Genomic DNA, 12,157 nt, shown 5'->3' on the forward strand with positions numbered 1-12,157 from the left:
TGGGTATATGAGATATCGTTTATTTTTTATTAGCTTATTGCTAACCCTTTCGAATGCGCAAGCGAGCGTAGTGGTCGGTGCGACTCGGGTGATATTTGATGGCGCCAAAGAGAGTACGGTAGTGGCTGTTGATAATAGAGATAATACCACTAATATTGTCCAGTCCTGGCTTTCTGTCGTTGATACTTCATCACCTGAAAAAGACTCATTTATTATAACACCACCGCTATTTCGTTTAAATTCTGGTGAGAAAGGTTTTGTCCGGATAGTGCGTTCAGGGAAGCCATTACCAACCAGTCGGGAGTCCATGCTTTGGCTAAATGTTAAAGGCATACCCGCAATGGATAATGTGCCAGATAAGAACACGGTGCAGTTCGCTATTAATTCTAAAATTAAACTTATTTATCGTCCCAAAGAGCTGCAGGGACAAATCCCAGAAAATTATGCTGCTAAATTACAATGGAGTCACGATAGCAACTTTTATAGCGTAACAAATAATTCACCGTTATATATGAATTTTTCACAAATAAAGATTAACGGTAAGAATGTATCTGGAATATGGTTCGCGGCACCATTTTCTACGTTAAAGATACCGGCAAAAGATGTTTTATCCTCTGCGAGGAACAAAGAAATCACATGGAGCGTGATTAATGATTATGGTATGGCAGGGAAAAAATATTCCGCAATCATACAGTAGCGTTACTCTATTTCATACTCCAGGGTATATCGGAGCAGCATTCTTGCTATACGCCACTACCCTAAGTTCTGGCGCGCAGGCCGGAGAATACTTCAACCCGCATTTACTGGAAGTGACTGAAAGTAGCGCTACCGCCGTGGACTTATCCTGGTTATCTCAGGATACGATTCCACCCGGTAGCTATAATCTGGATATTTATATTAATGATAAATATATATCTACCGAGGTGATTGAATTTAAAGAAAACACGGATAAACAAGAGACCAGGGTTCAACCCTGCATTGGCGTTGGACTGCTAAAATCATGGTCAATTAATACCGCGCGCTATCCGCAGCTTGCGGATATGGCAACGCAGTGCGCCTCTCTGTCAGCGATCCCTGGTCTTGAATACTCAGTGTCGTTGTCGCAGCAGCGCCTGGTACTTTCCGTGCCCCAGGCGGCGCTGCTCAATCGCCCTGGAGACTATGTTCCGGAGGAGCAGTGGCAACAAGGAATCAACGCGGGTTTGCTTAACTATAGTTTGTCGGGGCAATGGAATACGCCGCGGCATGGCGGTAGCGCTACCGAAAGCCAGTTTGCGAGTTTGCAGCCTGGTATAAATCTGGGACCGTGGCGTCTTCGCAACTATAGTACGTTTGATCACGGCGATGACGGTAGTCACTGGCAATCGGTGTATAGCTATCTGGCGCGCGATATCCATATCCTGAAAAGCCAATTCATTCTGGGTAATACCTATACCTCGTCGGGTATTTATGACAGCATAAATTTTACTGGCCTGCAGTTGAGCTCGGATGAGGAAATGCTGCCGGACAGTCTTCACGGCTTCGCGCCAACGATTAAAGGTATCGCGCGCACCACCGCCGAGGTCACCGTTTATCAGAATGGCTACAGTATCTATAAAACAACGGTTGCTCCCGGGGCTTTCGAGATTAAGGATCTTTATTCAACCGGGAGCGCCGGCGATCTCAACGTTAATATTAAAGAGTCCGACGGTAGCGAGCAAAATTTTGTCGTGCCTTATGCCTCGTTGGCTATTTTGCAACGCGAGGGGCAGTTGGACTATGCTTTTAGTAGCGGAAAAACGCGTGCCTCCAGTTCCGGTGATAAAGAATATAATTTTGTCCAGTCGACGGTGGCATACGGCGTTTCAAGTAATATTACGTTATATGCGGGACTACAGCAGGCTGAAGATAAATATACTAATATATTAATGGGTTCTGGTTTTAACTTAGGAAGCATTGGTGCGTTGTCGTTTGATGCTTCTCAATCATTGGCCAATATTAAGCAAAACGAAGCCCGCTCTACGTTATCGCAAAAAAAGGGACAATCCTTACGCCTGCGTTTTAGTAAAAGCTTTTTGCAGACGGGAGCTAATTTTTCGGTGGCTGGTTATCGCTATTCTACTGCGGGATATTATTCCTTTCAGGATTTTATCGATAAGACCTCAGATGACCAGGATTGTTGTACATTAACTGGTCGGAAAAAAGGGCGCTTTGATGCCTCAATATCGCAATCGCTGTTTGGGTATGGTTCTCTGTCGCTTTCCTTAGTGAATGAAACTTACTGGGATAGTTCGCGAATGGATTCATTGGGCATTGGCTATAGCGGTTCGCTGGGAAAAGTTTCTTATTTCATTAACTATTCATATAACCGTAACGTACAAAGTAGTGAAAGTCATGGAGAGACGAAACCTGGCAGCGATACTATTGTGTCGTTAACGCTGTCTATACCGATAGGCGAAAGGCTCTCGTCTAATTACAACATGAGTTCTGGCCGTGCAAGCGACACCACCCACAGCGTAGGATTGAACGGCATGATGCTGGCGGATCGATCGCTTAACTGGAATGTTCAGCAAGGTTATAACGCCAGTAATAAAAGCACTTCCGGAAATATTGGTGTGGATTATCAGAGTTCCAAAGGGGATATTTCCGCCGGCTACGGCTATGACCATTATAGCAATCACTATAACTATTCATTACGCGGAGGCATGATCGCCCATGCGGGCGGACTCACCTTTTCCCGATTCCTCGGTGAGAGTTCCGCCCTGATTGAAACACCCGGTGTGAGCGATGTGGCGGTCCGCGGACAAACCAATGTCACAACCGATTCCTCAGGTTACGCTATCGTGCCATATATTCGGCCATATCATGTCAATAGCCTGTCATTGGATGAACAACGGATTGCGGGTGCGGAGGTTGATAATGTGGTGAGAAACGTGGTACCGACGCGTAACGCGATAGTCAGAGTGCAATACGATACCTATATTGGAGCAAAGGCCATGGTCACGTTAAAGACGGCGACCGGCGTCGCGCCATTTGGCGCTATTGTGACTTTAGAAAAACAACCACAACGGCGCCAGGATATTCGCAGCAATATCGTTGGCGATGACGGGCAGGTTTATATGACGGGTCTTCAGCAAAAAGGAACTATGCTGGCGAAATGGGGCGAGGGGCGCAATGAACAATGCCGTGCAGATTATGATTTGACCGTGAAGGAAAAAAATCAGGAGATTATTTTCTATCAAGCACTGTGTCATTAACTTAAATGGTTGCTCAAAGGAATGAGGTTTGAATATGGGTGATGTTAAATGTATCGGCGGTATCTTAATCTGTTTATTTGGCTATTTAATCTGTGCGCTTTTTGTTATTTCGACGCCAGCATTGGCCTATGAGGATTCAAGCACGATCAATTTTAACGTTTCTGGCAATATTGAGGAACCATCCTGTGACGTTGCAATAAAACCCTCTGCCACCATTGATTTAGGCACAGTGTCGTATCAAACGCTAACAGGTAAAGCAGGATCCAGTGGGGAAAGCACGCCGGTCAAGCTTGAGTTTAGCAACTGCTCCGCGGGAACCTCTACGGTCACCTTATCCTTCAGTGGCTCCTATTTTGATGATACCCATACTTCAATTTATAAAAATTATCAAACCGGCAGCGCCGGGGCCAGCGGCGTCGGAATGCAGTTATTTAGCCAGGCGGATAATCAGCCATTAGGCCCTAATGACCGATATGTTTATACATTTGATGCCGGCACTGATATTCATACATTTAATATGATTGCCAGAATGTATTCACCTTACGGAAAAATTAGCGCTGGCATTGTGGGATTTACCGCAACCTTTGATGTCATCTATAAATAATTCGATGTACAAGGAATGGTATGAGTAAATATATATTAATGTTACTGCTGATTTTCCCTGTGTTGAGTTGGGCTTGTGAGGGGGTGAATTCTGGCGATGTATCGATGACTAATTTGCCTGAGAAGATTTTACTTAGTGCCGGGAATTACTCGGCCGGAACAGTATTATATGACTCAGGTAAGATAACTCGTTCGCAGGCCGCGCTACTCAACTGTCAAGGTGATATATATGCTAACTTTCAGTGGGCATCAAATAACACAGAAAATTTAATCGGCGATAATATCTATACCACCTCGTTACAAGGCGTAGGGTTGAGAGTCAAAGTTTGGTTAAACGTTACCGGCGAATATAATGGCGATAGCGGCGATTTCAATAGCGATTATCAGCAGCATTTTATTGGTGATGTTAATTACTACCTTGGCAAACCTTCCGGCGTACTGGATTATTATGCTTCAACCAATTACTCACCGGCTTACCAGCTACAGCTGGTGGCGACCGGCGGCCCAATAGCGACAAATAGTAAATTGTCGTTGAACGATCCGGTGGCGACGGTCTCTGCGAAAGACAGTTCAGGTACTATCGTAATTTCCCAGCTGCATATTAGCGGCACCACGACTATTCAGCTCACCCCGATGGGTTGCATGGTCAGTAGCTCAGGATTGAATTTCGCGATGGGGACGGTAAGCGCTTCGGCATTCAATTCCTCGGGGAAAGCTGGCTCTGCAACTCAATCGGTGACGCTCTCCTGTGAGCCGGGGACTAACGTTGTAATGCGGGTGACGGCCGCGGAAGCGAGCGGCGATAACCCGAACCATACGGTGATGGCCTTAACAGCGGATGGTAATGCTGCCACCGGCGTTGGCGTACAGCTCAATCTGAAGGACAATGCGCTGCCGCTGAATACGGATATCAGCTTATATTATTCAAGCCGCACGACGGTGACCAATAACGGCGCGGATGCCGGCTATACCATTTTTACCAATCCTGATTTCCCCGGCGGCGCATATGCTATGCAGTCGCTCATGTTTACCACCAATTATTACAAAACAGCGGAGACGGTGACGGCGGGATCGGCAAATGCGAGCGGGGTGATAACCTTTACCTATAACTAAAATATAGCCTCTTCCTCAGCGCGAGGAAGAGGCCGATACCATTAGTGCGCCTGGCCGCGTTCGATACCGATACCGGTTTGTGAACGGATAAACTGGGCGCGGAACTGCTCGCGCTCGCGCATCCCTTCTGCGGAGTTATCGGTAATCGAGAATAGCCAGATGCCGATGAACGCGATGGCGATGGAGAACAGCGCCGGGTATTCGTATGGGAAGATGGCTTTCTCGTGACCGAGGATCTGCACCCAAATGGTCGGGCCAAGGATCATTAAAATCACCGCGGTCAGCAGGCCGAGCCAGCCGCCGATCATCGCGCCGCGGGTGGTCAGCTTCGACCAGTACATCGACAGCAGGATAATCGGGAAGTTACAGCTGGCGGCGATAGAGAACGCCAGGCCGACCATGAAGGCAATATTCTGGTTTTCGAACAAAATCCCCAGCAGAATCGCTACCACGCCGAGGATCAGCACGGTAATTTTCGATACCTTCAGCTCCTGACGTTCGGTCGCGCCTTTGCGGAACACGTTAGCGTAAAGATCGTGAGAGACCGCCGATGCCCCCGCCAGCGTCAGCCCGGCGACCACCGCCAGAATCGTGGCGAAAGCTACGGCTGAGATAAAGCCGAGGAACAGGTTACCGCCGACGGCATCCGCCAGATGCACCGCCGCCATGTTGTTGCCGCCGATGAGCTGTCCGGCCGCATCTTTAAACGCCGGATTCGCCCCCACCAGCATGATCGCCCCGAAGCCGATGATAAAGGTCAAGATATAGAAGTAACCCATAAAACCGGTAGCGTAGAACACGCTCTTACGTGCTTCTTTGGCGTCGCTGACGGTGAAGAAACGCATCAGGATGTGCGGCAGGCCCGCGGTACCGAACATCAAGCCGAGGCCGAGCGATAGCGCCGATATCGGGTCTTTCACCAGCCCGCCGGGGCTCATGATCGCCGCCCCTTTCGGGTGCACCGCCATCGCTTCAGTGAACAGATTATTGAAGCTGAAACCGACGTGCTTCATCACCATAAAGGCCATAAAGCTGGCGCCGAACAACAGCAGAACCGCTTTGATAATCTGCACCCAGGTGGTGGCGAGCATGCCGCCAAACAGCACGTACAACACCATCAGCACGCCGACCAGCACCACCGCAACGTGGTAGTTGAGGCCGAACAGCAACTGGATGAGTTTGCCGGCGCCAACCATCTGCGCAATCAGATACAGCGCCACCACCACCAGCGAACCGCAGGCGGAGAGAGTGCGAATCGGCCCCTGCTTCAGGCGATAAGACGCTACGTCGGCAAAGGTGTAGCGACCGAGGTTACGCAGGCGTTCGGCGATCAGGAACAGGATAATCGGCCAGCCGACGAGGAAGCCGAGCGAGTAGATCAAACCGTCGTAGCCGGAAGTGTATACCAGCGCGGAAATGCCGAGGAACGAGGCCGCGGACATAAAGTCGCCGGCGATCGCCAGACCGTTCTGGAAACCGGTGATATTGCCGCCCGCGGTGTAGTAATCGCTGCGCGAACGCACGCGTTTTGACGCCCAGTAAGTGATATACAGCGTCAGGGCGACGAAAATCACGAACATGATAATCGCCTGCCAGTTGGTCGGCTGCCGCTGCACCGCGCCGGTAATGGCATCGGCGGCGTTGGCCGCGAAAGGGAGCGTGGCGGCAAGCGCCGTCAGGACTTTTTTCATGATGCTTGCACCTCGCTAATCACGCTTTTGGTCAACTTGTCGTATTCGCCGTTTGCCCGCCAGACGTAAATGCCGGTCAGAACGAAGGAGATGATAATGACGCCGATACCAATAGGGATGCCGCGGGTAACGCTGGTGCCTTCATGCAGCGGCGTCCCAAGCCAGCCGGGCGCGAAGGCGATAAGCAAAATAAAGCCTACGTAAATGACCAACATAATGACTGACAGAATGGCGGCAAACCGTTGCCGTGATGCAACTAACTCCCTGAAATGCGCACTATTTTCTATCCGCTGACAAATTTGTTCATTCATCTTAGCGTCTCCAGAGGTAACCCTTATGTCATCCATCGGCTATCCGTCGGCAACAGTTTTCCGCCCGACGTTTGCGCGTCGAGTCGTTGCTGATTTACCGCTTTCCTGCTGAATGGAATCCTTGGGGGGAGTTTATGTTTTTAACCTCTCCCTCCATAGAGGGAGAGGGGGGTAGTTATCGTGTTAAGAAGGCATCGCAATGGCCTGCTTCTCTTCGAGCAGTTTGTCCACTACGCCCGGATCGGCCAGCGTCGAGGTATCCCCGAGATTACTGGTATCGCCAGCAGCAATCTTACGCAGAATTCGGCGCATGATTTTGCCGGAGCGGGTTTTCGGCAACGAGTCGGTCCAGTGCAGTACATCCGGCGTCGCCAGCGGGCCAATCTCTTTGCGCACCCAGTTACGCACTTCGGCATACAGCTCCGGCGTCGGCTCTTCGCCGTGATTCAGCGTCACGTAAGCGTAGATGGCCTGGCCTTTGATATTATGCGGAATACCAACCACCGCCGCTTCGGCGATTTTCGGATGCGAGACCAGCGCGGATTCAATTTCCGCGGTGCCCAGACGGTGGCCGGAGACGTTCAGTACGTCATCGACGCGACCGGTGATCCAGTAGTAACCATCTTCGTCGCGACGGGCGCCGTCGCCGCTAAAGTACATATTTTTAAAGGTGGAGAAATAGGTCTGCTCGAAGCGCTCATGATCGCCAAACAGGGTACGCGCCTGGCCAGGCCAGGAGTCGGCAATCGCCAGATTGCCCTCGGTCGCGCCTTCCAGCGGCGTCCCTTCGTTGTCCACCAGTACCGGCTGGACGCCAAAGAATGGACGCGTGGCGGAACCGGCTTTCAGTTCGGTGGCGCCCGGCAGCGGGGTAATCATGAAGCCGCCGGTTTCTGTCTGCCACCAGGTGTCCATCACCGGGCACTTCTCGTTGCCGATCTTCTTCCAGTACCACTCCCAGGCTTCCGGGTTAATCGGCTCGCCGACCGAGCCGAGAATGCGCAGTGAGGAACGATCGGTACCTTCGATAGCTTTGTCGCCTTCCGCCATCAGCGCGCGGATCGCCGTCGGCGCGGTGTACAGAATATTGACCTGATGTTTGTCCACCACCTGGCACATGCGCGCCGGGGTCGGCCAGTTTGGTACGCCTTCGAACATTAGCGTGGTGGCGCCGCAGGCCAGCGGGCCGTACAGCAGGTAGCTGTGACCGGTGACCCAGCCCACATCGGCGGTGCACCAGTAGATATCGCCCGGATGATAATCAAAGACGTATTTGAAGGTGGTTGCGGCATATACCAGATAGCCGCCGGTGGTGTGCAGCACGCCTTTCGGCTTGCCGGTCGAACCGGAGGTATAGAGGATAAAGAGCGGGTCTTCGGCGTTCATTTCCACCGCTTCATGCTGTTCATCCGCTTTTTCAATCAGATCGCTCCACCACAGATCGCGACCTTCCTGCCAGTCGATTTTGCCGCCGGTGCGCTTGAGGACCACCACGTGCTCGATGCTGGTGACGTGCGGATTTTTCAGCGCATCGTCGACGTTTTTCTTCAGCGGGATGGCGCGACCGGCGCGTAATCCTTCGTCAGAGGTGATCACCAGGCGAGCGCTGGAGTCGATAATGCGTCCGGCAACCGCTTCCGGCGAAAAGCCGCCGAAGATTACCGAGTGGATGGCGCCGATGCGCGCGCAGGCCAGCATGGCCACGGCGGCTTCCGGCACCATCGGCATATAGATAGCAACGACATCGCCTTTTTTAATGCCCAGATCGAGCAATACGTTGGCAAAACGGCAAACATCGCGATGGAGCTGGCGATAAGTGATGTTTTTACTCTGGCTGGCGTCGTCGCCTTCCCAGATGATCGCGGTCTGGTCGCCGCGCTCGTGCAGGTGGCGGTCGAGACAGTTGGCCGCGAGGTTCAGGGTGCCATCTTCATACCATTTGATGGAGATGTTTCCCGGCGCGAAAGAGGTATTTTTTACCTGCGTATAGGGCTTAATCCAGTCGAGGATTTTGCCCTGCTCGCCCCAGAAGGCATCTGGGTTGGTGATGGATTGTTGGTAGTTCACCTGGTACTGTTGCGGATTCATCAGGCAATGTTCCGCAATCTCTGCGGGAATAGGGTGTTTATGTATTTGGCTCATGGCTTTTTTTCTCCTTTAACTTGTTAAATATATGTCAAATAACCGTTAATAATAGGGGCTTTATGAGCTTTGTTTACTATTTGGGGGGCAGATCACGCATTGATTAAACTGAATGAAATTCAATCAAATGAAACTTTGAAATGAAATAATTCATTTGCTGTATTTATAGAAACTGAATGTGTTAAATATTTTTTATAACAAATACTTATGCAATGTAATGCGCTGAAATGGGCGGATTTATGCAGAAAACCAGAGGAAAGCGCTGTTCTTAAAGGCTTGCGCAGCATGCCGTGCAAATGATACTGATATTGCGCGTTAAATAACCCCATAAAGCAACGCAACACAATTCATACCCCTTTCAGTGGGTGCCATTACCTCCCGGAATGGTGCCTTTCATTGAGGAAGTCAGTAGTGATGAAAAAAACAAAAGTCAGCCTGGCCTGGCAGATTTTGCTAGCCCTGGTGCTTGGCATACTTCTGGGCAGCTACCTGCATTACCACGCCGAAAGCCGTGATTGGTTAATCTCAAACCTCCTGACCCCGGCGGGCGATATCTTTATCCACCTGATTAAAATGATTGTCGTTCCGATTGTCATCTCGACGCTGGTGGTGGGCATTGCGGGCGTAGGCGACGCCAAGCAACTGGGCCGCATCGGCGCCAAGACCATCATCTATTTTGAAGTGATCACCACGGTGGCGATTGTTCTGGGGATCACCCTGGCGAACGTCTTCCAGCCGGGCAGCGGCATTGATATGTCGCAGCTGGCGGCGGTCGATATCTCGAAATATCAGAACACCACCGCGGAAGTGCAGAGTCACGCGCATGGCCTGATGGGAACCATCCTGTCGCTGGTGCCGACCAACATCGTCGCCTCGATGGCGAAAGGCGATATGTTGCCGATTATCTTCTTCTCGGTGCTGTTCGGCCTGGGGCTTTCTTCCCTGCCGTCTACTCACCGCGAGCCGCTGGTGACCGTGTTCCGCTCTATCTCCGAAACCATGTTTAAAGTGACGCACATGGTAATGCGCTATGCGCCGGTCGGGGTCTTTGCCCTGATCTCGGTGACCGTCGCCACCTTCGGCTTCGCTTCGCTGTGGCCGCTGGCTAAGCTGGTTATCCTGGTTTACTTCGCGATTCTGTTCTTCGCGCTGGTGGTGCTGGGTATCGTGGCGCGGGTATGTGGGCTGAGCATCTGGATCCTGATTCGTATCCTCAAAGACGAGCTGATTCTGGCTTACTCCACCGCGAGCTCCGAGAGCGTACTGCCGCGTATCATTGAGAAAATGGAAGCCTACGGCGCGCCGGCCTCAATCACTAGTTTTGTGGTGCCGACCGGCTACTCCTTTAACCTCGATGGTTCGACGCTATATCAAAGCATCGCGGCGATCTTCATCGCCCAGCTGTACGGTATCGAACTCTCCCTGTGGCAGGAAATCACTCTCGTGTTGACGCTGATGGTGACCTCAAAAGGCATCGCGGGCGTACCGGGCGTCTCCTTCGTGGTGCTGCTGGCGACCCTGGGTAGCGTGGGGATCCCGCTGGAAGGGCTGGCGTTTATTGCCGGCGTCGACCGTATCCTCGATATGGCGCGTACCGCGCTGAACGTGGTCGGCAACGCGCTGGCGGTGCTGGTTATCGCCAAGTGGGAACACAAGTTTGACCGTAAGAAAGCGCTGGCGTATGAACGCGAAGTGCTGGGCAAGTTTGATAAAACCGCCCAATAAGATGTCAGAGCCCGGCCATTCGCGCCGGGCTTTTTTTAGCCTTTGGTTATCCTGTCGAACTCTTCACATCCGGTATCAAACCCCTCCTGACAGCTGACGTTAAGCCAGTGCAGCGCTTTTTGCGGGTTTGGTTCGATAAAACCTTTCTCTCCCTGCTGGAACATCATCCCTGCCCAGTATTCGGCATAGCCGGTGCGTGAAAGCGCCGAGCTGCCTTTGAAGTACTGCGCGGCCTTGAGGTCATCTTCCGGCGGCAGCACGCCGCTGGCGTAGATAAGCCCCAGCAGCATCTGCGCATCGACGGCGGAGTCGCTCTCTTCATCTTTGGCCGCATCCTGCAGCAGTCTGATGGCGTGCGCATAATCGGTGGGTCCGGCCTGCTGATTGACCAGCACCCGGGCGAGGATAATCTCGCCGGCCTTGCTGCCGGCCTGCACGGATTTTTCCGCTAGCTGTCGCGCCTGTTGATAGTCGGCCTGCTGCGGGTTACGGATTTTAAGCTGAGCCAGCAGCGCCATTGCGTCGCCATCGCCCTGCGCCGCCGCTTTCTGCGCCCAGTATTCGGCCTGTTGGTAGTTGCCGGAGCTAACCCAGGTATCCGCCAGATAAAACTGCGCGCGCGGGTCGCCGGCTTCGGCCTGCTGTTGGTATTGGCTGCCCGGATCCGCAGCGTCTGCGGCGAAGCTTGTCAGCGCCAGCAGTAAATAGAGGTATTTCATTTTTTTATTATCAGTAAGGAAGACCCCCGCAGTATAAAGGGCGGCGGAAAAGAAGAAAATGGCGGGAATTAGCGGGGTGAATACCCGGATAGCGGCGCATAGCGCCTTATCCGGGCTACGGTTCGGTAGTCGGTTGGTAGCCCCGGTAAGCGTAAGCGCCACCGGCGGAGGATTCCCGGATAGCGGCGCACAGCGCCTTATCCGGGCTACGGTTCGGTAGTCGGTCGGTAGCCCCGGTAAGCGTAAGCGCCACCGGGGAGGGTTCCCGGATAGCGGCGCATGGCGCCTTATCCGGGCTACGGTTCGGTATTAGGTTAGTAGCCCCGGTAAGCGTAAGCGCCACCGGGGGAGAATTCCCGGATAGCGGCGCATAGCGCCTTATCCGGGCTACGGTTCGGTAGTCGGTCGGTAGCCCCGGTAAGCGCAAGCGCTACCGGGGAGGGTTTCCGGATATCGGGTATGGCCGCCGAACCTTAACCCATCGCGCTTTCGCGCAGGCGGGCTTTCAGCTTGTTGTACTCGTCGATCACGTACTGCTCCGCCGCGCGCTGATCGGCAATCCGCTCAACGTTAACCGCGCAGTACTTGTACTCCGGCGTTTTGGTTATCGGGCTCAG

10 protein-coding genes and 1 pseudogene are annotated in these 12,157 nt (G+C 52.4%); 5 read left to right on the plus strand and 6 right to left on the minus strand.

Features of this window, described 5'->3' with window-relative positions:
* The first annotated feature begins 7 nt into the window (after positions 1-7).
* From PGR09_RS23695 to PGR09_RS23710, 4 genes are read left to right on the plus strand one after another with little or no spacing between them, the layout of a single operon-like run.
* On the plus strand, positions 8-697 hold the full coding sequence (locus PGR09_RS23695) for a fimbrial assembly chaperone (protein WP_047047326.1): 690 nt from the start codon (positions 8-10) through the stop codon (positions 695-697).
* Positions 651-3,236 carry a fimbria/pilus outer membrane usher protein gene (locus tag PGR09_RS23700; RefSeq protein WP_430916561.1) on the plus strand — a complete coding sequence of 862 codons (2,586 nt, stop codon included), beginning with the start codon at positions 651-653 and terminating at the stop codon, positions 3,234-3,236. Before PGR09_RS23695 ends, PGR09_RS23700 begins: the two co-directional genes overlap by 47 nt.
* Before the next feature lie 34 nt (positions 3,237-3,270).
* Positions 3,271-3,840 (plus strand): fimbrial protein, encoded by a 570-nt coding sequence (locus PGR09_RS23705; RefSeq protein ID WP_380378712.1) that lies wholly within the window; start codon positions 3,271-3,273, stop codon positions 3,838-3,840.
* Positions 3,841-3,860: 20 nt separating this feature from the next.
* Positions 3,861-4,952: a type 1 fimbrial protein gene (locus PGR09_RS23710; protein WP_430916562.1), complete on the plus strand. Its 1,092-nt coding sequence runs from the start codon at positions 3,861-3,863 to the stop codon at positions 4,950-4,952.
* Positions 4,953-4,993: 41 nt separating this feature from the next.
* Here the strand turns inward: PGR09_RS23710 and actP are convergent, their stop codons facing one another.
* The 3 genes from actP to acs all read right to left on the minus strand — a co-directional run bounded on the left by actP (position 4,994) and on the right by acs (position 9,096).
* The gene (gene actP / locus PGR09_RS23715; RefSeq protein ID WP_047078461.1) at positions 4,994-6,643 is read right to left on the minus strand and encodes a cation/acetate symporter ActP; all 1,650 of its coding nucleotides are present in this window, start codon (positions 6,641-6,643) and stop codon (positions 4,994-4,996) included.
* Positions 6,640-6,954, minus strand: a complete 315-nt coding sequence (locus PGR09_RS23720) for a DUF485 domain-containing protein (protein ID WP_045398145.1) — start codon at positions 6,952-6,954, stop codon at positions 6,640-6,642. The genes actP and PGR09_RS23720 overlap by 4 nt, the downstream gene beginning before the upstream one ends.
* 183 nt (positions 6,955-7,137) lie before the next feature.
* Positions 7,138-9,096 (minus strand): acetate--CoA ligase, encoded by a 1,959-nt coding sequence (acs, locus tag PGR09_RS23725; RefSeq protein WP_045398142.1) that lies wholly within the window; start codon positions 9,094-9,096, stop codon positions 7,138-7,140.
* Between the two features lie 414 nt (positions 9,097-9,510).
* Here acs and gltP point away from each other — a divergent pair, with 414 nt between their 5' ends.
* Positions 9,511-10,821 (plus strand): glutamate/aspartate:proton symporter GltP, encoded by a 1,311-nt coding sequence (gene gltP / locus PGR09_RS23730; protein WP_047047489.1) that lies wholly within the window; start codon positions 9,511-9,513, stop codon positions 10,819-10,821.
* A 35-nt stretch (positions 10,822-10,856) separates the two neighbouring features.
* Here the strand turns inward: gltP and PGR09_RS23735 are convergent, their stop codons facing one another.
* From PGR09_RS23735 to PGR09_RS23745, 3 genes and pseudogenes are all read right to left on the minus strand, one after another.
* Positions 10,857-11,540 carry a tetratricopeptide repeat protein gene (locus PGR09_RS23735; RefSeq protein ID WP_026612428.1) on the minus strand — a complete coding sequence of 228 codons (684 nt, stop codon included), beginning with the start codon at positions 11,538-11,540 and terminating at the stop codon, positions 10,857-10,859.
* A gap of 115 nt (positions 11,541-11,655) precedes the next feature.
* Entirely contained in the window at positions 11,656-11,793 is a 138-nt protein-coding gene (locus PGR09_RS23740) for a hypothetical protein (protein WP_430916563.1), read from the minus strand.
* A gap of 220 nt (positions 11,794-12,013) precedes the next feature.
* Positions 12,014-12,157: pseudogene (locus PGR09_RS23745) on the minus strand (formate dehydrogenase); the annotation flags it as partial.

It is taken from the genome of Klebsiella sp. 141251, from assembly GCF_050600725.1.
Classification (GTDB): Bacteria; Pseudomonadota; Gammaproteobacteria; order Enterobacterales; family Enterobacteriaceae; genus Klebsiella; species Klebsiella aerogenes.

Excerpts from the sequence above, each read along its gene's own strand:
- PGR09_RS23720 (WP_045398145.1), bottom strand. The coding sequence starts at position 6,954 with ATGAATGAACAAATTTGTCAGCGGATAGAAAATAGTGCGCATTTCAGG.
- PGR09_RS23710 (WP_430916562.1), top strand. The coding sequence starts at position 3,861 with ATGAGTAAATATATATTAATGTTACTGCTGATTTTCCCTGTGTTGAGT.
- gltP (WP_047047489.1), top strand. The coding sequence starts at position 9,511 with ATGAAAAAAACAAAAGTCAGCCTGGCCTGGCAGATTTTGCTAGCCCTG.
- acs (WP_045398142.1), bottom strand. The coding sequence starts at position 9,096 with ATGAGCCAAATACATAAACACCCTATTCCCGCAGAGATTGCGGAACAT.
- PGR09_RS23705 (WP_380378712.1), top strand. The coding sequence starts at position 3,271 with ATGGGTGATGTTAAATGTATCGGCGGTATCTTAATCTGTTTATTTGGC.
- actP (WP_047078461.1), bottom strand. The coding sequence starts at position 6,643 with ATGAAAAAAGTCCTGACGGCGCTTGCCGCCACGCTCCCTTTCGCGGCC.
- PGR09_RS23735 (WP_026612428.1), bottom strand. The coding sequence starts at position 11,540 with ATGAAATACCTCTATTTACTGCTGGCGCTGACAAGCTTCGCCGCAGAC.
- PGR09_RS23695 (WP_047047326.1), top strand. The coding sequence starts at position 8 with ATGAGATATCGTTTATTTTTTATTAGCTTATTGCTAACCCTTTCGAAT.
- PGR09_RS23700 (WP_430916561.1), top strand. The coding sequence starts at position 651 with ATGATTATGGTATGGCAGGGAAAAAATATTCCGCAATCATACAGTAGC.